This is a genomic window from Variovorax sp. HW608 (genome assembly GCF_900090195.1).
GTDB lineage: Bacteria > Pseudomonadota > Gammaproteobacteria > Burkholderiales > Burkholderiaceae_C > Variovorax.
In genome coordinates this window covers 5549608-5566962 of sequence record NZ_LT607803.1, presented here as the reverse complement: position 1 = coordinate 5566962, position 17355 = coordinate 5549608, and the positions used below count along the sequence as shown (strand labels likewise).

Sequence of the window (17355 nt, the reverse complement as noted above, 5' to 3'; positions counted from 1 at the left end):
AAGCCGTTCTCAGCGCGTGGCGACCGGGGCGTTGGGCGACCGCACCGCCGTAGCTGCCGTTTCCGTGGCCACCGGCGCGGCCGAGCGGTCCTGGTAGATCGTCACCTTCTGGCCCGGCTGCAGCACGTGCACGCCCGCGGCGACCACGAGCATGCCGGGCTCCAGCCCGCCGGCGATCACCGCATCGTTGCCGTCTGCGGTCATCACCTCGACCGGCTGCGAGCGCACCGTCATCGTGGCCTTGTCGAGCACCCAGACGGCGCTGCCCTGGCCCTCCTGCCGCAGCGCACTCGTCGGCACCTTCAGCACCGGCGCACCGCTGCTCGACAGCGCCTTCGGACGGGCGTAGACGGTGGCACCGAGCGCCGGCGCGGCCTGCGGGTCGACGGTCACCTTGACGGTGTAGGTGCGCGTGACGGCGTCGGCACTCGCAGCCACTTCGCGCACCTGGCCTTCGAATTCGCTGCCGTTGGCCCAACCGCGCACCGTGACCGGCGAACCGGCCTTGACCCGGCCCGCCTTGTCTTCGGGCACCGCGAACACCACGTCGCGCGCACCGTCCTGTGCCACGCGCACCACCGGCGCACCGGCCGCGACCACCTGCCCCGGCTCGGCCTCGATCGCGGTGATGATGCCCGGCACGTCGGCCACCAGCGTGGTGTAGTTGGCCTGGTTCCCCTGCGCCGTCAGCTGGGCCTGCGCCTGTTCGAGCTGGGCCTGGGCGGCCTTGTAGGTGGTTTCGCGGCGCTCCAGGTCGGCGCCGCTGATGAAGTTCTGTTCGCGCAGCTCGCGGTAGCGCTTGAGGTCCGCGGCTGCGAGGTCCCGGTTGGTCAGCGCGGCGGCATGCTGCGCCCTGGCGCCCTCCGCCGCGAGCCGGTAGTCCTGCGCATCGAGCTGGGCCAGCACCTGCCCGGCCTGCACGTGCTGGCCGAGCTCGGCCTGCCGCCTGGTGATCTTGCCGGCGACGCGGAAGCCGAGCCGCGATTCGACCCGTGCCCGCACTTCGCCCGAGAACTCCGGCTCGGTGTCATAGCCGCTCACGCCGACCGCGATGACCTTGACGGCGCGGACCGGCTCCTGCGCCGCCGGAGAACGCGAGCAGCCCGCGAGGACGAGCGCCGCGGCCAATGCGCCGATGCAGAGCGGAATCCGGAAATTTGACGAGGCGGTCATGTCTCACCCATGAAAGAACAGCGGGCAATTAATGACCCGCCGGTTAGTAATCTAGGGTAAACGCCTAGCGCTGTCAACGAAAACAGCTGCGCCCGACGAGAACTTTCAGGTCCGCTGTCCCATCTCCACGAGCCGGTTGTCGGGCAGCAGGAAGTAGTCCGAGGCACGGCCGGCGTTGCGCTGCAGCCAGCCGAACAGGGCCCGGCGCAAAGGGTTCATCTGCGGCAGCCGGTCGTCCCCCACCGATGCGCGCGAGACGAAGTAGGACGTGGTCATCGAGTCGCAGGCCAGCCCCTTCTGGTAGGCCAGGATGCGGATGAATTCGGGCACGTTGGGCCGCTCCATGAAGCCGTGCCGCGCGGTCACGACCCAGATGCCGTAGCCGAGCAGCTCGGCCTCGATGCGCAATCGCGCGTCCACGCGCGGCGTGTCGCACGACAGCACCCTGAGCACGATGATCTGCGAATGCAGCACCTGGTTGTGCTTGAGGTTCAGCAGCAGCGCGTGCGGCACGGTTTCGGCATCGGGGTTGAGGAACACCGCCGTCCCCTTGACCCGGTGCGGCATGTCGGCAGCCAGCGACTGGATGAAGGGCACCAGCGGCAAGCGCTCGGCCTCGGCCGCCTGGAGGCCGAGCCGCCGGCCCGTCGCCCAGGTCGTGAAGATCGCCATCACGATCGCCGCCGCAGCCAGCGTGAGCCACCCGCCCTCCAGCACCTTGAGGCTGTTGGCCACGACGAAGGTCGTGTCGACCAAGGCGAAGACCAGCGCGCCCAGCACCACCGCCACGCGGTTCCAGCGCCACAGCTTGTAGGCGATGATCCCGGCCAGCAGGGTGGTGGTGACCATCGTGATCGACACCGCGATGCCGTAGGCCGCCGACAAGGCGCTCGAACTCCGGAACCCGAGCACCAGCAGCACCACGCCCACCATCAGCAGCCAGTTGACGCCCGGCACATAGATCTGGCCGATGGCCTCGCCCGAGGTCTGCACGATGCGCATGCGCGGCAGGTAGCCCATGCGCATGGCCTGCGCCGTGATCGAGAAGGCGCCCGAGATCACCGCCTGCGAGGCGATCACCGTGGCCATCGCGGCGAGCACCACCATCGGCAGCACTGCCCAGGGCGGAAAGAGCCGGAAGAACGGATTGTCGACGGCCGCCGGATTGCCGAGCACCAGCGCCCCCTGGCCGAAATAGTTCAGCACCAGGGCCGGCAAGGCGATGAACAGCCATGCGAGGCGGATCGGGTGGGCGCCGAAATGCCCCATGTCCGCATAAAGCGCCTCCCCGCCCGTGAAGGCCAGGAACACCGCGCCCAGCACGGCCAGCGAATGCGCCCGATGCGTGAACAGGAAGCCCACCGCATGCCGGGGATCGAGCGCGGCGAGTACCTGGGGCTGCAGGATCACCTGCTGCAGGCCGCCGACCGCGATCACGACGAACCACAGCAGCATCACCGGCCCGAACACCCTGCCCACCAGCCCCGTTCCCCGCCGCTGAACCGCGAACAGCGCGACCAGGATCGCGATCGAACCCGGGATGACGAAGGGCTGCAGCGCCGGTGCCTCGACCTCGAGGCCCTCGACCGCCGAGAGGACCGAGATCGCCGGCGTGATCAGGCTGTCGCCGTAGAACATCGCCGCGCCCACGAGGCCGAGCCCTCCGATCAGCGGCAGGAGCCACGGTGAAGTCGGCGTGATGGTCACGGCCTTGCGCGCCAGCGCCTGGAGCGCCAGGATGCCGCCCTCGCCGTCGTGGTCGGCGCGCAGCACGAACACCACGTACTTCAGCGTCACGACGACCATCAGCCCCCAGAACACCAGCGACAGCAGGCCGAGCACCGCTTCCGGCGTGAACGGAATGCCGTGCTCCGGATTCAGTGTCTCCTTGAAAGCGTAGAGCGGCGACGTCCCGATGTCACCGAACACCACGCCCAGTGCCGCAAGCATCAGGGCCGGACCTGCACGGGGATGGGAAGCGGATTCCCCGGAACCCAGTTGTGGCAGCGTTGTCTTCATGATGTTTGGACCCTCGGTCCCGGATCGTACCTGCCGTGCAGCACAATCCGCCGCGTGTCAACCCGCTCCCCTCCGGTCGTCGCGGCCCCGCCGACCCACTACGAAAACTTCCCCGTCGCCTCCTGGCTATGCCCGCCGCGGCTGCGGCCGCCGATCGCCGCCATCTACGCCTTCGCACGCACGGCCGACGACATCGCCGACGAAGGCGATGCCGGTCCCGCGCAGCGCCTCGACGCGCTCATGGCCTTTCGCGCCGATCTGGCCGCGGCGGCACGCGGCATGCCGCCTTCGCCAAGCTGGCCCGGGGTCTTCGGCCCGCTCGCGCACGCCGTGCAAGCCTTCGCGCTGCCTGAACAGTTGCTCGCAGACCTGCTCTCTGCCTTCATGCAGGACATCGAAAAGACCCGCGACCGCGCCGGCTACGCGGACCGCGCCGAACTGCTCGACTACTGCCGCCGCTCCGCCAACCCGGTCGGCCGGCTGCTGCTGCATCTGTACGGTGTGAATGACGAACGCGCGCTGCGCCAGAGCGACGCGATCTGCAGCGCGCTGCAACTCATCAATTTCTGGCAGGACCTGAGCGTCGACCTGCCACGCGGCCGCTACTACCTGCCGCGCGAGGAGTGCGAAGCGCACGGGTTGAACGCGTCGAGCTTCGAGACCTTCCGCCCGCTCGGTTCTGCGCCCGCGCCGGCACCGGCGATCGCGCTGGTCGCCAGCCTCGTCGCCTGGGCCCGCCGCCTGATGAACGAAGGCGCGCCGCTGGTGCACGCGCTGCCGGGCCGCGCGGGTTGGGAACTGCGCTTCGTGATCCAGGGCGGCAGCCGCATCCTCGACAAGATCGAGGCGCTCGGCTGCGACACCTTCGCGGCCCGTCCGACGATCGGCAAGGCCGATGCGCCGCTCGTCGCCTGGCGGGCGCTACTTATGCGGAGACAATCACCCGCATGAAGAGGCCAGCACGATGACACCCGAGCAGTACGTCCAGGACAAGGCCGCTGCATCGGGCAGCAGTTTTTATTACGCGTTCCTGTTTCTGCCGAAGCTGCGCCGCGCCGCGATCACCGCCTTCTATGCGTTCTGCAGGGAGATCGACGACGTGGTCGACGAAGTCAGCGACCCCGGTGTCGCAGCGACCAAGCTCGCCTGGTGGCGCACCGAGGTTTCGCAGGCCTTCGCCGGCCAGCCGCACCACCCGGTGATGCAGGCGCTCATGCCGCACACCGCCGAGTACGGCATCGAGGAGCGGCAACTCCAGGAAGTGATCCAGGGCTGCCAGATGGACCTGGAGCAGACCCGCTATCTCGATTTCCAGGCGCTGCGCCGCTACTGCCATCTCGTGGCCGGCGTGGTCGGGGAAGGCGCGGCGCGCATCTTCGGGCAGACTGACCCGCAGACCACGGCCTACGCGCACAAGCTCGGTCTGGCGCTGCAACTGACCAACATCATTCGCGACGTCGGCGAGGACGCACTGCGCGGCCGCATCTACCTGCCGGTGAACGAACTGCAGCAGTTCGACGTCAAGGCGCACGAGATCCTGAACCGCGTGCATTCCGAGCGCTTCGTGGCGCTCATGAAGTTTCAGGCGGCGCGCGCCCAGGCGGCCTACGACGAGGCGCTCGGCCTGCTCCCCGCAGCCGACCGGCGCGCGCAGAAGCCCGGGCTCATGATGGCGAGCATCTATCGCACGCTGCTGTCGGAAATCGAGCGCGACGACTTCCAGGTGCTCAACCAGCGTGTGAGCCTGACACCCGTACGCAAGCTGTGGCTGGCGTGGCGTGTCCAGGCCCTCGGGAAACTGTGACTCCCCCCCAGGCTTGCTCACTTCGTGTAGCCGCCCACCCCCTACCGGGGGCGCTGCCAGCGGCCCGGCAAAGCCGGTTCCGCGGCAGCCCGCGAACGGGCGAGCGCTTCGCGCCGCCTGGGGGCGAGCCATGAACCTCGCGGTGGTGGGGGGCGGCTGGGCGGGCATGGCGTGCGCGGTAGAAGCCGTGCGCGCCGGCCATGCGGTCAGCGTGTTCGAGGCCGCGCGCAACTGGGGCGGCCGCGCGCGTGCCGTCGCCGCCACCTTGCCGGACGGCCGCGAAGTCCTGCTCGACAACGGCCAGCACATCCTCATCGGCGCCTACACCGCCTCGCTGGACCTGATGGCGCGCGTCGGCGTCGATCCACGCGAGGCCTTGCAGCGCGTTCCGCTGAACCTGCGCTTTCCGGATGGCACCGGCCTGTCGCTGCCGCGGCTTGCGCCATGGATCGACCATGCGACGCGCCGCATCGCGCCGCTGGACGTGCTGGCCGGTGTGCTCGGCGCACGCGGCTGGTCGTGGCAGGACAAGCTGTCGCTGCTGAAGACCGCCACCCGCTGGCAGCGACAGGGCTTCGTCTGCGCGGACCATGAAACGGTGGCCGATCTCTCCGCCCCGCTCACGCCGCGCGTGCAGGCGGAGCTCACCGAGCCGCTGTGCGTCTCGGCGCTCAACACGCCGGCCGCGCAGGCCAGCGGCAAGGTCTTTCTTCGCGTGCTCGACGAGGCGCTGTTCCGCACGCCGGGTGGATCAGAGCTTCTGTTGCCGCGCGTCGATCTCGGCGCGCTGTTTCCGCAGGCGGCCGACCGCTGGCTGCAGGGGCGCGGCGCCCGCACGGAACTCGGCCGCCGCGTGCGCTCGATCGAGCCGGCCGGCCACGGCTGGCAGGTCGACGGCGAGGCTTTCGATCGCGTGGTGCTGGCGTGCTCGCCGTGGGAGGCCGCACGGCTTTCGGCCGGCATTGCGGCAAGCTGGTCCGCCACCGCAGATGCGTTGGCGCACGAAGCCATCACCACCATCTACCTGCATGGCGACGTGCGGCTTCCGGCGCCCTTTCTCGCACTGCGCAGCGCCCCCCGGACGCCCGCCCAGTTCGCGTTCGACCGGGGACAGCTCGGCGGTCCGCGCGGCCTGCTCGCCTTCGTCATCAGCGCGAGCGGCGACGATCGCGAGCTGCTTCAGCAGCAAGTGATCGCGCAGGCACGCGAGCAGCTCGGGCTGGATCGGCTCGCGCCCGTGCTGACCGTGATGGAACGGCGCGCCACCTTCGCCTGCACGCCGGGTCTGGTCCGCCCGCCGATGCAGGTCGCGCCACGGCTCCTGGCCTGCGGCGACTACATCGAAGGCGCGTACCCCGGAACCATCGAAGGCGCGGTGCGCAGCGCGATCGTGGCCGCCGCGTCGCTCTAGGCCCGCCCCGAAGGCTTGCCGACGCCGTCCCAGTCGGCATGGAAGCCGGCCGCCGGCGCGCCGAGCACGGTCTCCAGCGGATTGACCACGGCAGCCGCGGGCGCGGTCCGCAGCGTCGGCTGCGGCGTCGGCCAGGGCTGGGTCACATGCGGCCGGATTTCGGAATCCAGCGCGATGCTGTGCTTGTCCATCAGGCGGTAAAGGGTCATGCGCGACACGCCGAGCTCGCGTGCGGCATGCGTGATGTTGCGCCCGACGCGGGTCAGGGTCAGCACGATGGCGTCGCGCTCGGCGACGGTCCGCGCGGCGTCGAGCCCCATGCCGACCGGGTTGTCCGCGGGCGCGAGGCCGAGATCGGCGGGCCCGATCAGGCGCCGGTCGGTCATCACCACCGCGCGCTGCACGCGGTTGAAGAGTTCGCGCACATTGCCCGGCCAGGCATGCGCGAGCATCGCCGCGACCGCCTGCCGGCTGAAGCCCTTGACGCGCGCCCTGCTCTTGGCGGCGCAGCGCTGGAAGAAATACTCGGCGAGGATCGGCACGTCCTCCATGCGCCGCCGCAAGGGCGCGACTTCGATCGAGAGCACGTTGAGGCGGTAGAACAGATCGTCGCGGAACTGCCCCACGGCCACCGCTTCCGCCAGATCCACATGCGACGCCGCGACCACGCGTACATCGACGTGCAGGTTGCGCACCGCGCCCACGCGGCTGATGGTCTTTTCCTGCAGGAAGCGCAGCAGGTTGGTCTGCAGCTCGATCGGCAGGTCGCCGATCTCGTCGAGGAAGATGGTGCCGCCGTTGGCCGCCTCGATGAGGCCGCGGCGTTCCGACGAGGCGCCGGTGAACGCGCCGCGCTCATGCCCGAAGAGCTCGGACTGGATCAGGTTCGGCGAGATCGCGCCGCAGTTCACCGCGACGAACGGCCCCGCCGAGCGCTGCGAGCATTGATGGATCGCCCGCGCCGCCAGCTCCTTGCCGCTGCCGCTTTCGCCGCCGATCAGCACCGGCGCATCGGTGGCGGCGACCTTGCGGATCTGCTGGCGCAGCCGCGTGATGGCCGGGCCCTGCCCCACCATGCCGAGCGCGTCGACCGCATGGCGATGCGCCGCGTCATGGCGCAATCGCAGCAGCGCGCGCTGGTCCGCGTGCTGCAGCGTCATCTCGAGTTCGCCGAGGTCGACCGGCATCACCTGATGGTCGAAGAAGCAGCCGAGCACCAGTTCGCGAAAGCCCGCGTGCTCCAGCGCCTCGGTCTCGCAGAGGCTCACCCACTCGGAGCCCGGCGAGGCGTTGACACAGGCTTCGACAGCGGCCTCCGGCACGTTCAGCGACGTGCCGACGATCAGCACGCCCACCTTGAAATGCCGATGCGCCTGCATGCGGCCGGCGGCGACCAGGTCGCTCGCTTGCGTCACGTCCCAGCCCCTCGCGATCAGGGGTTCGAGGACCTGGGTCGCATCACCGCCCAGCGTCACGCAAAGAATGCTTCCCGGCTGCATGCCGATACGCCCCCGCTCAGAAGGACATCGGGAACCTGACTGTCAGCTGGAAGTCGGGCGTGTCGCGCGTCAGGCCGGCGCCCACGCTCACATTGAACACGGACTTGTTGCTGTAGCGGTACGAGTAACCCAGCAGCAAGGACGCGAGCTGCGTACGTACCGAACCGATGACCGTCTGGCCGTTCTGCTGGGTCGGTGCGACGGTATACAGCTCCATGCCCAGGCTGAACGACGAGCGCTCGTTGATCGCGAGGCCCATGCCGAAATTCAGACCCCACACGTCGCCGGCCTTCACGTCGCCGAGGAACTCTTTCTGTCCGCCCTGCACCGTGCGGCTGACGTCGTTGCGCTGGAAGTTATAGGTGTAGCTCAGGCCGCCGAAGAACACGGCCGGATCGGACGGCAGCAGGAAGGTCAGGCTCGGCTGCAGCGAATAGAAGCCTGAGCCCGTCGGCAGCTCCAGCGGCAGGCCGGTCCCGGTGGTGTTGCCGATGCAGCGCGTCACGCAATCGGTCGGTACCTCGAACGGATCCTTGCCGTTGCGCGCCTTGAAGCGCAGCCCGCCAACCACATAAGGCTTGTTGTTGTCGCGGCCGTCGGCGATCTGGTAGCGGATGGCGGCTTCGATGTCGCCCATGCCGTTGCCGTGCGTATTGAAGACGTTGTCGGTCGCGGAACCGGTGAAGATCTCGCGGCTGATGGTCGAGTCCGAACGCGCCACATAAGGCAGCTTCAGCTCCAGTTCCATGCGGTTCGTCGCGCCCCAGCGGCCCGTCAACGCGCCGATGAAGGTGTTGCGCTTGAATTCGCGCACGTCGACCAGACCGATCAGGAGCGCCGGAATCACGGTGTAGCCGACCAGCGCGACGCGGTTGTTCGACGAATAGCCGTATTGCAGCGAGGGCTCCAGCACGAAGGAGCCCTTGGGCGTCAGGATGCTCGGCTCGTCGAACAGCTGGGCCACCGGTGGCGCCTGCGCCTCCTCGCTCGGCGCGACACCCACGCGCACCGGACGCGTGGACGTGTCGGAGGCTTCGGCCGCCGCGCCTTCGGGTGCGGGCTTTTCCTCGGCGATCTTCGAGCCCGGCGCGGGCATCGGAACGGGTCTCTGCGGGGCGGCGGCGGTCTTCGCCTCCTGCGACGACAGGCGGTCCTGGAGTTCCTTGTAACGGGTTTCCTGCTCGGCCGCCTGGCGGCGCAGGGCCTCGATCTGCTGGCCCTGCTCGGTCACCTGCTTCTGCAGCGCCTCGACGCGCCGGTTCGCGTTTCGTGCGGCCGTTGTATTTGTGGAACCGGTGGAACTCTGGGAACCCTGCGACTGGGCCATGGCATCGGGCGATGCCATCGAGGAACAGGCAAGCAACAACAGCGCCCCGTACGAGCGGTAGGTCTCCATCGGTGTCCCTCTCTTCCTGTTTCTTGGGCCAGGCGTGCGGCAGCAGCGTAAACGCAATGCTTGAGCTGCGCAAAGCCGGAAGTTGCAAACAAAGGTAAGCGACCGAATGTCGCCTGGAACCTGTCTCAGGGATGTGTCAGTTCAGTTGCGAATCGGCCCGGCGAACGCGGCAGTTCAGGAGGCAAACGCGGTGTCGCTGGTTCGGCGCAAGGGTCCTCGGGCGGCGATGAAGCGGCCCGCACCGGTGTACCGCGGCCGAGACAGAATGCGAATCCGCGCGCATCGCGGCCGAAGTCAATGCGGACGCTGGTGTTGCGAGCGAAAGCGCCACGGCGCGGCCACTGTTCACCGTCAAGCGGATGTGACAGTCGGCGTTGAAAAAGCACCCGCGCGAGCGCTGCGCAAGGCCCCGTGCTTTGTCGCCATTCCGTCATCTTCGATGCGCTCCGAATGAGAAAAGGTCCCGGCGAAACAAGCCGTAATTTGCTGGCATCGAAGTTGCGATGCGGGCCTGGATTTGCGGCGACGCACGTCAATCCATGCTTGTTCAACTTTTACTGGAGGGTTCATGAAAAAGACACTAGTGGCCTCGGCCATAGCGCTTGCCTACGGCTTCTGCGGTCTGGCTCTTGCGAATGACACCGATCAGATCACGGGCCAGAGAACGACGACGGGCAGCAACACCAGTACGGATACGAGTACCAGCACGAGTACCAGCACGCGTACCAGCACCCGTACCAGCACGAGCACTCGCACGGACAGCCACAACGACAGCAGCACGAACAAGGACTCCGGCGATGCGACGGCCAGCGCCGCACGCTCCGCGGCCCTGAACAACGGGTCGACCGGCACCTTCACGAACGCCTTCGACACGACGAAGGTCTCGGCCATCAGCAAGCTCGAAGGCTCGGTGTCGGGCAACAGGATCTACGGCATCGGCAATAACGCCTACAACTGGGGCTCGGCCAATGGCGGCACGGGTCAGGGCGGACACGGCGGCACCGGCCACGGCGGCGAAGCCTCCGGCGCCGGCGTGGGTGGCAACGGTGCCGTGGGCAACGGCGCCGTGGGCGCGGCAGGCGGAAGCGCCTCCAATGGCGCGATCACGCGCGGCAACACCACCAATGGCAGCTCCGGCGATGCCGGCAACGGTGGACTCGGCGCTGGCGGCGGCGCCAATGGCTCGAGCGGAGCCGGGGCCTTGTCCGCCGGCGGAGACGGCGCACGCGGCGGCTCGAGCGGCGATAGCGGCCGCGGCGGCAGCAGCGGAAGTCTCGCGGCCGGTCTGGGCGGAAGGAGCGGCGGCGGCGGCGGCGGCGGCAGTTCCGGCGGCAACTCCGGCGGCGCCGGCGGCGATGGCGGCAACGGAGTGGGCGGTGCCGGCGGTGCGGGCGGTGCTGGCGGCGCATCCGGTACCACCGGGTCGGCAGGCGCGGGCGGCGCGAGCGGCGCAGGCGGCGCGGGCACCGGAACCAGCACGGCTGGCGCAGGCGGCGCGAGCGGTGCCACGGGCGCAGGCGGAGCGGGCGGCGCAGGCGGCGGCGGTGGCGCAGCCACGGCCACGTCCGGCGGAACCCGCACGGGCGGCGCAGGCACAGGCGGTGCAGGCGGCTCGAGCACGAACGGCAGCGCCACGGCCGGCAGCGACAGCAACGGCAACAACACGGCTGGCTCCGGTGGAAACGGTGGCAGCGGCACGGGCGGCGCGGGCGGCTCGGGCAGCGGCGGAACCAACACGGCAGCTGGCGGCACCGGCGGCACCGGCAACGGTGGCACGGGTGGCGCAGGCGGCTCGGTGTCCGTCAACGCCGGCACGTTCAACATGTCCAACACCATGACGAGCGTCGGCCAGACCGCCGCCGGCATCATGGTCGCGAACCAGAACAGCGGACTCGCGTCGCTGGTTCAACAGAGTGTGAACGTCCAGGCCAACCTGACTGTCGGTCACTGATCGATAGCGAAGCCCGATGCGTGCCGCACGGCCTGACCCGTTCAGGCTGTGCGGCGCACGTCGGCTCGTCTTCACGGCAGGCCATAGGGAGACGCCATGAAATCCACCACTTTCCTCGGGACCGCTTGCATGGCCCTGGGGATGCTGCTGCCGGTTGCGGCTGTGGCGCAAGGCGCCCTGCCAGGCAGCGAGACAACGGCGAAGGCCGAGGAGGCCGTGGCGTTCGTCGCCACGCCGGTCGACTCGGCCACGCTGGCAGGCTATCGGGGCGGAGCCGAGGTGGTCCGCAACGACATGACCCTGAACGGCACGACGGCCGGCAATTCGGCCCGCAATGTCGAGACGGGGGACAACACCATCAGTTCGGGCTCGTTCGCCAACATGAGCGGGCTGCCGGTCGTGATCCAGAACTCTGGCGCGAACGTACTGATCCAGAACGCGGTGATCGTCCACGTGCAGATGAACTGAGGAGAGTGACGTGCGCGGCATGCTGCTCTCCCTCGCACTGCTGGCCGTGGCCACCGCGGCGCCCGCCCAAGAGGAAAAGGAGCGGGCCTATATGCCATCCATGGGTATGGGCGACTTCAACATACCCGTGACAAGCCTGAAGAAGCAGCGCCAGGCGCGCACGCTGATCCAGAAGTACGACTTCAGCTGCGGCTCGGCCGCAGTCGCCACGCTGCTCACGCACCACTTCAACTATCCGGTCACCGAGCAGCAGGTGTTCACCTGGATGTACGAGAACGGCGACCAGGAGAAGATCCACAAGGAGGGCTTCTCGCTGCTGGACATGAAGCGCTACCTGAAGACGCTGGGCTTCGAGGCCGACGGCTTCGAGCAGCCGCTCGAGAAGCTCCAGCAGGCGCGTGTCCCGGCCATCGTGCTGATCAACACCAACGGCTATCACCACTTCGTGGTCGTCAAGGGCCTGCAGCCGGGCCGCGTGCTGATCGGCGATCCGGCACAGGGCACGCGCGCTCTCTCGCGCAAGGACTTCGACGAGATGTGGCAGAACGGCCTGCTCTTCGTGATCCACAACCGGATGGACGTCGCGCGCTTCAACGTCGCCGCCGACTGGCGCGTCGCGCCGCACGCGCCGCTCGGCCAGAGCATCTCGCGCGAGGGCATGGAGATGCTCGCGCTGCCCAAGCTGGGACCGGGAGACTTCTGATGGCTGCGCGCCGCTCCCCCTTCGTCCATCTGGTCATCGGGCTCTATGCGCTGATGGTGGGAAGCGTGCTGTCGCCGGCGCGCGCAGACGATCCGGAATCCGAGCAGCCGCAAAGAACGGAAGAGATCTGGATCGCGGCGAGCAACCACGACCTCGACCAGCTGCGCGGCGGCTTCGACCCCGCCGGGACCGGCCTGATGGTGAGCTTCGGCATCACCCGCGCGGTCTACATCAACGGTGATCTGGTGACGCAGACGACGCTGGACTTCGGCCATATCACCGACCTCACGCCGGTGCAGGCGGCGCAGCTCGACAAGCAGCTCGCGAGCCTGAACCTGGTCCAGAACGGGCCCGGCAATAGCTTCCAGGCGCAGGGCGGCACCTCGAACTTCGGCACCGTGATCCAGAACTCGCTGAACAACCAGCAGATCGCCAACCAGACGATCATCAACGCATCGAGCAATTCGGCCGGGATGGTGAGGAGCCTCAACATCCTCTCGACGCTGAACGACAGCATCGCCGCAGCCATCGGCTCACGGTGAGCGTCAGGCGCCGCCGGCCTCCAGCGCCACGCACAGCGCGTGCAGATTGGGCACGATGAGTTGCGGGCGCGCGTCGTGCTCCCACGGGCGTTCGTCGCGCACCAGCCATGCCGCCTGCATGCCGGCGCCGAGCGCGCCGACCACGTCGAGCGCCGCGTCGTCGCCTACGTGGAGCACGTCCTCGGGCAGCAGGCCGACCGATGCCGCCGCAGCCCGGAAGATCGGCGCATGCGGCTTGCCGCTGCCGAATTCGCGCGCGTTGAACGCGGTGCGGAACCAGCGTCCGACGCCGGTGCGGTGGACATCGGCATTGCCGTTGGAAACCGCGACCAGCGGATAGCGCTCGCTGAGCCACTTGAGCGCGGGCAGCACATCGTCGTAGAGCTCCACGCGCTGGCGCTCCGCGAAGAAGATGTCGAAGGCCGGCTCGGCCAGCGCCGGGTTCTCGCCGGTGCGCACCAAGGCGGCGCGAATCGATTCGCGGCGCAGCGCGCTCAGGTCGTGCGCCAGATCGGAACGCTCCTTGGCCGTCGCCTCGCGCAACTCGCGCAGCACGCCGGGCGTGATCAGCAGGCTGGCGGTCCTCGGCGCCTCGCGCATCAACCAGGCGTGCAGCACGCGCTCAGCGCGCTCGATGGTGGGCCAGATCGGCCAGAGGGTGTCGTCCAGATCGAGCGAGATCGCGGCGATGCGCTTCACGTCGAGGGTCAGGGAATCGGGGGTCGCGAGAGCCATGGCCGAGAATATCGCATGCCTTTCCGACAAGAACCGCCCGCCGCCGACATGGCCCCAGGGCGCACTGCCGTGCTCTGGTGCAACCTGGGCTCGCCCGATGAACCGACGGCCAAGGCCGTGCGGCCCTTCCTCGCCGCCTTCCTCGGCGATCCGCGCGTGGTCGAGATTCCGAAGGCCGCGTGGATGCCGATCCTGCACGGCGTGATCCTGCGCACACGGCCCGCGAAATCCGCCGCCAAGTACGCCAGCATCTGGATGCCCGAGGGCTCGCCGCTCAAGGTGTGGACGAAGAAGCAGGCCACCATGCTTTCCGGCTGGCTCGGCGAGCACGGCCATCGGGTGACGGTGCGCGATGCGATGCGCTACGGCCAGCCATCGATTGCGAGCCGGCTCGACGAACTCCGCGCGGAGGGCGTCACCCGCGTGCTGGTGTTGCAGGCCTATCCGCAGTACTCCGCCACCACCACGGCCAGCGTGATCGACGAGGTGAATGCCTGGAGCGCGCGCGTGCGCCGCGTGCCGGAGTTCCGCTTCGTCAACGACTACCACGACGACGCCGGCTACATCGACGCGCTCGCGCGCAGCGTCGTGCGCCACTGGCAGCAGCATGGCCGGCCCGACCAGCTGGTGCTGAGCTTCCACGGCATTCCGGCGCGCAACATCCGGCTGGGCGATCCGTACCACGCGCAATGCGTGGTCACCGCGCGCCTCTTGGCCGAACGCCTGCAGCTCACGCCCGACCAGTACCGCGTGACCTACCAGTCCCGCTTCGGCCGCGCCAAGTGGCTCGATCCGTACACCGAGCCCCTGCTTCGCGAGCTCGGCGCCAAGGGCGTCAGGCGGGTCGACGTGATGTGCCCGGGCTTCCCCGCCGACTGCCTGGAGACGCTGGAGGAAATCGCGATGGAAGGCCGCGACGCCTTCCTGCATGCGGGCGGCAAGGAATTCACCTACATCCCCTGCCTCAACGACAGCAACGCCTGGATCACCGCGCTCGCGGGCATCGCGGAGCGCCATCTCGCGGGCTGGCCGACGCAGCAGCGCGGCGCGTGAGCCGGGGCGCGAAGCTCAGTAGCGCCCGAGATAGTCGAGCTTGCCGATCGGCACGCCGTTGTGCCGCAGGATGTCATAGGCGGTGGTGACGTGGAAGAAGAAGTTCGGGATCGCGAACTGCAGCAGGTAGCGCTGGGCGGTGAACTTCAGCTCGTTGCCCCGGACCTTCATGACCACCTCTCGGTCCTCGTGGCCATCGATCAGCCCGCGGTCCACGGTGCCCAGGTAGTCGATGGTCTTCGCGACGCGCGCCTGAAGCTCGGCATACGTCGATTCGGTGTCGGGAAAGCTCGGCCCGGTGATGCCGGCGATGCGCGCCACGCCGAACTTGGCGGCATCGCTCGCGCTCTGGACCTGCCCGGCGAGCGTGAACATGTCCGGCGCGAGACGCGCGTCGACGAGCTGCGAAGGATCGATGCCCGAGGCCTGCGCATGCGCGAGGCCCTTGTCGAGGATGTGGGAAAGCTGGCCCAGCGCGCGGGTGAACACCGGGACGGAAATATCGTAGAGCGAAAGCGCCATGAATTGACTCCGAGTTGTAGCGGCCGCCCGATTGTGCGGCCGCCACGGATCACGCGCCGGCCCTGCGCACGAAGGCCTCGATCGGGTCCAGATGCGCCGGCACGTTCAAGGCCGGCGCGTGGCCGCAACCGGGCACTTCGATGATCTGCAGGCGGCTCCTGCCGCCGGGTCCGCGGCGGCGCATTTGCTCCAGCGTCTCCGGCAGCACGAGGTCGGAGTCCACGCCGCGAAGGCACAGCACGGGCGCCTCGATCGCGTCGTAATGCGACCACAGCACGTAGTCCTCGGGATGCACGATGAACTGCCGCACCATCATCGGGTCGTAATGCGGCGTCACGCGGCCGTCGGGCAGGCGCCGGGTCGAGGTCTCGGTCAACCGCCGCCATTGCGCATCGCTGAGCCAGCCGTAGGGCTTGTAGACGGTGCGGAAGAAGGCTTCGAGTTCCAGCACCGTGTCGAAGGCCGGCGGCTGGCCCGCGTACGCACGGATGCGGTCGAGTGCTGCCGACGAGAGCTGCGGCGCGTTGTCGTTGAGCACCAGGCTCGCGATCCGCGGCTTCATCGCCGGTTCGACCAGGCCGCCCGCGCAGACCATGCCGATCGCGCCGCCCATCGAGGTGCCGACCCAGTGCACGCGCGTGAGCTTCAGCTCGTCGCACAGCGCCGATGCCAGCCGGGCGTAGAACGAGAGCTTGTATTCATCGTCCGGCGCCCTGCTCCACTGGCTCAGGCCGCGGCCGATGGTGTCGGGGCAGATCACGCGGAAGCCGCGCGCCGCGAAATGCGCCGCCAGCTCGTCCATGTCGCGGCAGGTGCGCGCCAGGCCATGCCAGGCGACGACGACGGGATCGCCGGCCCGGCCCCAATCCATCCAGTGGATCTCGTACCCGGCGAGTTGTGCGTAGTTGGAAGTAGGCAGGTTCATTTCAAGGATTCCGGCGTGATTCATTTCCTCAGGCGGCCGACGATGCCCGTGGGGAAGTAATAGACCGAGAGCACGAACAGCACCCCGAGCCACAAGAGCCAGCGGTCGGGTGACAAGAGCGCCGAGAGCCACGTCGCGCCGCTCGCCGCCTCGCTGCCGATGCGCAGCAAGTCCTGCAGGTAGCTCTGCGCGACCACGAAGATCACGCTGCCGATCACCGCGCCGTAGATCGTGCCCATGCCGCCGATGACCACGATCAGCAGCACGTCGATCATGATTTCGAAGCTCAGCGAGGTGTCCGGGCCGTTGTAGCGAAGCCAGATCGCGAGCATCGCGCCCGCGAGCGTCGCGAACAGCGCCGACAGCACCGACGCGGTGGTGCGATACACCACCACGCGGTAGCCGATCGCCTCGGCGCGGAACTCGTTCTCGCGGATCGCCTGCAGCACGCGGCCGAAGGGCGAATTCACGATGCGCAGCAGGGCCAGCACCAGCACCACCGCGAGCACGAAGAGCATGTAGTAGCACAGCAGCCGGCCGTCGAGCGAGACGCCGAGGAACGGCTCTTCCGCGAACTCGAAGCTCGGCGAGATCAGCTCGGGCAGCTTGAAGGTCAGGCCATCCTCGCCACCGGTGAAGTCCGACAACTGCGAAGCCAGCGTCTGGAAAGCCGCGGCTACCGCGAGCGTGATCATCGCGAAGAAGATCGCGCGCACCCTGAGCGAGAACAGGCCGATGGCGAGCGACAGCACCAGCGAGATCGCGAGCGCCACGCCCAGCCCGAGCAGCAAGGGGCCCCACCCCGCCCCGAGGCGCGTCGCCGAGATGGCGATGCCGTAGGCGCCGATGCCGAAGAACATCGTCTGCGCGAAGCTCACGATGCCGGTGTAGCCGAGCAGCAGGTCGAAGCTCGCGACCAGCACGATGAAGACCAGCACCTTGGCCGCCACGCTGAGCGCCTTGACGCCCGGGAAGATGAACGGCGCAAACGCCAGCCCCAGCAGCACCGCGACCAGCAGCACCGCGAGCACGCGGCTGCGCGGCGCATCGTTGGAAAGAAGACGGGAGAAAACGGACTTCATCTCAGATTCCCCTTCGCAATGGGGCGAGGCATGAAACAGGGACGGTCAAGACCAGGAATCCCGCGGAACCGG

16 protein-coding genes are annotated in these 17355 nt (G+C 68.6%); 8 read left to right on the top strand and 8 right to left on the bottom strand.

Translation table 11 applies throughout. The features are described 5' to 3' along the window. Positions 1-9: 9 nt before the first annotated feature. Both VAR608DRAFT_RS26335 and VAR608DRAFT_RS26330 read right to left on the bottom strand, forming a co-directional pair. On the bottom strand, positions 10-1173 hold the full coding sequence (locus tag VAR608DRAFT_RS26335) for an efflux RND transporter periplasmic adaptor subunit (protein ID WP_088956756.1): 1164 nt from the start codon (positions 1171-1173) through the stop codon (positions 10-12). A gap of 105 nt (positions 1174-1278) precedes the next feature. Then, a complete protein-coding gene (locus tag VAR608DRAFT_RS26330) occupies positions 1279-3192 on the bottom strand; it encodes a potassium transporter Kup (RefSeq protein ID WP_443082894.1) in 1914 nt (637 codons plus the stop codon). 54 nt (positions 3193-3246) lie between these two features. Here VAR608DRAFT_RS26330 and hpnC point away from each other — a divergent pair, with 54 nt between their 5' ends. From hpnC to hpnE, 3 genes are all read left to right on the top strand, one after another. Next, entirely contained in the window at positions 3247-4143 is an 897-nt protein-coding gene (gene hpnC, locus VAR608DRAFT_RS26325; RefSeq protein ID WP_231972965.1) for a squalene synthase HpnC, read from the top strand. A 13-nt stretch (positions 4144-4156) separates the two neighbouring features. Then, positions 4157-4996 (top strand): presqualene diphosphate synthase HpnD, encoded by an 840-nt coding sequence (hpnD, locus tag VAR608DRAFT_RS26320; RefSeq protein WP_088956753.1) that lies wholly within the window; start codon positions 4157-4159, stop codon positions 4994-4996. Positions 4997-5126: 130 nt separating this feature from the next. Next, the gene (hpnE, locus tag VAR608DRAFT_RS26315; protein ID WP_088956752.1) at positions 5127-6407 is read left to right on the top strand and encodes a hydroxysqualene dehydroxylase HpnE; all 1281 of its coding nucleotides are present in this window, start codon (positions 5127-5129) and stop codon (positions 6405-6407) included. Here hpnE and VAR608DRAFT_RS26310 read toward each other — a convergent pair. Beyond that, positions 6404-7906: a sigma-54 dependent transcriptional regulator gene (locus VAR608DRAFT_RS26310; protein WP_088956751.1), complete on the bottom strand. Its 1503-nt coding sequence runs from the start codon at positions 7904-7906 to the stop codon at positions 6404-6406. The genes hpnE and VAR608DRAFT_RS26310 overlap by 4 nt on opposite strands. Before the next feature lie 16 nt (positions 7907-7922). Further along, positions 7923-9302, bottom strand: a complete 1380-nt coding sequence (locus VAR608DRAFT_RS26305) for an acetate kinase (RefSeq protein ID WP_088956750.1) — start codon at positions 9300-9302, stop codon at positions 7923-7925. A 568-nt stretch (positions 9303-9870) separates the two neighbouring features. Here VAR608DRAFT_RS26305 and VAR608DRAFT_RS26300 point away from each other — a divergent pair. From VAR608DRAFT_RS26300 to VAR608DRAFT_RS26285, 4 genes are all read left to right on the top strand, one after another. After that, positions 9871-11253 carry a hypothetical protein gene (locus VAR608DRAFT_RS26300; RefSeq protein WP_088956749.1) on the top strand — a complete coding sequence of 461 codons (1383 nt, stop codon included), beginning with the start codon at positions 9871-9873 and terminating at the stop codon, positions 11251-11253. Positions 11254-11349: 96 nt separating this feature from the next. Continuing rightward, positions 11350-11721: a hypothetical protein gene (locus VAR608DRAFT_RS26295; RefSeq protein WP_088956748.1), complete on the top strand. Its 372-nt coding sequence runs from the start codon at positions 11350-11352 to the stop codon at positions 11719-11721. A gap of 19 nt (positions 11722-11740) precedes the next feature. Continuing rightward, positions 11741-12424, top strand: coding sequence for a C39 family peptidase (locus VAR608DRAFT_RS26290; protein ID WP_088958986.1), 684 nt, complete (start codon positions 11741-11743; stop codon positions 12422-12424). Next, on the top strand, positions 12424-12966 hold the full coding sequence (locus VAR608DRAFT_RS26285) for a hypothetical protein (protein ID WP_088956747.1): 543 nt from the start codon (positions 12424-12426) through the stop codon (positions 12964-12966). Before VAR608DRAFT_RS26290 ends, VAR608DRAFT_RS26285 begins: the two co-directional genes overlap by 1 nt. 3 nt (positions 12967-12969) lie before the next feature. On the opposite strand, the gene VAR608DRAFT_RS26280 is transcribed toward VAR608DRAFT_RS26285, so the two are convergent. After that, positions 12970-13701 carry an HAD family hydrolase gene (locus VAR608DRAFT_RS26280; protein ID WP_088956746.1) on the bottom strand — a complete coding sequence of 244 codons (732 nt, stop codon included), beginning with the start codon at positions 13699-13701 and terminating at the stop codon, positions 12970-12972. 15 nt (positions 13702-13716) lie between these two features. Between VAR608DRAFT_RS26280 and hemH the strand changes: the two genes are divergently transcribed. After that, positions 13717-14754, top strand: a complete 1038-nt coding sequence (gene hemH, locus VAR608DRAFT_RS26275) for a ferrochelatase (RefSeq protein WP_088956745.1) — start codon at positions 13717-13719, stop codon at positions 14752-14754. A gap of 15 nt (positions 14755-14769) precedes the next feature. On the opposite strand, the gene VAR608DRAFT_RS26270 is transcribed toward hemH, so the two are convergent. Genes VAR608DRAFT_RS26270 through VAR608DRAFT_RS26260 form a run of 3 tightly spaced genes read right to left on the bottom strand, consistent with a single transcriptional unit; the run spans position 14770 to position 17283 of the window. Next, positions 14770-15276 carry a DUF1993 domain-containing protein gene (locus VAR608DRAFT_RS26270; RefSeq protein WP_088956744.1) on the bottom strand — a complete coding sequence of 169 codons (507 nt, stop codon included), beginning with the start codon at positions 15274-15276 and terminating at the stop codon, positions 14770-14772. Positions 15277-15325: 49 nt separating this feature from the next. Continuing rightward, positions 15326-16201, bottom strand: a complete 876-nt coding sequence (locus VAR608DRAFT_RS26265) for an alpha/beta fold hydrolase (protein ID WP_088956743.1) — start codon at positions 16199-16201, stop codon at positions 15326-15328. A gap of 20 nt (positions 16202-16221) precedes the next feature. Further along, positions 16222-17283: a branched-chain amino acid ABC transporter permease gene (locus VAR608DRAFT_RS26260; RefSeq protein ID WP_088956742.1), complete on the bottom strand. Its 1062-nt coding sequence runs from the start codon at positions 17281-17283 to the stop codon at positions 16222-16224. Positions 17284-17355: the final 72 nt, after the last annotated feature.

Bases quoted from the DNA above. Each gene is read 5' to 3' on its own strand.
- VAR608DRAFT_RS26290 (WP_088958986.1), top strand. From the start codon at position 11,741: ATGCTGCTCTCCCTCGCACTGCTGGCCGTGGCCACCGCGGCGCCCGCC.
- hpnE (WP_088956752.1), top strand. From the start codon at position 5,127: ATGAACCTCGCGGTGGTGGGGGGCGGCTGGGCGGGCATGGCGTGCGCG.
- VAR608DRAFT_RS26310 (WP_088956751.1), bottom strand. From the start codon at position 7,906: ATGCAGCCGGGAAGCATTCTTTGCGTGACGCTGGGCGGTGATGCGACC.
- VAR608DRAFT_RS26260 (WP_088956742.1), bottom strand. From the start codon at position 17,283: ATGAAGTCCGTTTTCTCCCGTCTTCTTTCCAACGATGCGCCGCGCAGC.
- VAR608DRAFT_RS26330 (WP_443082894.1), bottom strand. From the start codon at position 3,192: ATGAAGACAACGCTGCCACAACTGGGTTCCGGGGAATCCGCTTCCCAT.
- hemH (WP_088956745.1), top strand. From the start codon at position 13,717: ATGCCTTTCCGACAAGAACCGCCCGCCGCCGACATGGCCCCAGGGCGC.
- VAR608DRAFT_RS26285 (WP_088956747.1), top strand. From the start codon at position 12,424: ATGGCTGCGCGCCGCTCCCCCTTCGTCCATCTGGTCATCGGGCTCTAT.
- VAR608DRAFT_RS26280 (WP_088956746.1), bottom strand. From the start codon at position 13,701: ATGGCTCTCGCGACCCCCGATTCCCTGACCCTCGACGTGAAGCGCATC.
- VAR608DRAFT_RS26305 (WP_088956750.1), bottom strand. From the start codon at position 9,302: ATGGAGACCTACCGCTCGTACGGGGCGCTGTTGTTGCTTGCCTGTTCC.
- VAR608DRAFT_RS26295 (WP_088956748.1), top strand. From the start codon at position 11,350: ATGAAATCCACCACTTTCCTCGGGACCGCTTGCATGGCCCTGGGGATG.
- VAR608DRAFT_RS26265 (WP_088956743.1), bottom strand. From the start codon at position 16,201: ATGAACCTGCCTACTTCCAACTACGCACAACTCGCCGGGTACGAGATC.
- VAR608DRAFT_RS26300 (WP_088956749.1), top strand. From the start codon at position 9,871: ATGAAAAAGACACTAGTGGCCTCGGCCATAGCGCTTGCCTACGGCTTC.
- VAR608DRAFT_RS26335 (WP_088956756.1), bottom strand. From the start codon at position 1,173: ATGACCGCCTCGTCAAATTTCCGGATTCCGCTCTGCATCGGCGCATTG.
- hpnD (WP_088956753.1), top strand. From the start codon at position 4,157: ATGACACCCGAGCAGTACGTCCAGGACAAGGCCGCTGCATCGGGCAGC.
- VAR608DRAFT_RS26270 (WP_088956744.1), bottom strand. From the start codon at position 15,276: ATGGCGCTTTCGCTCTACGATATTTCCGTCCCGGTGTTCACCCGCGCG.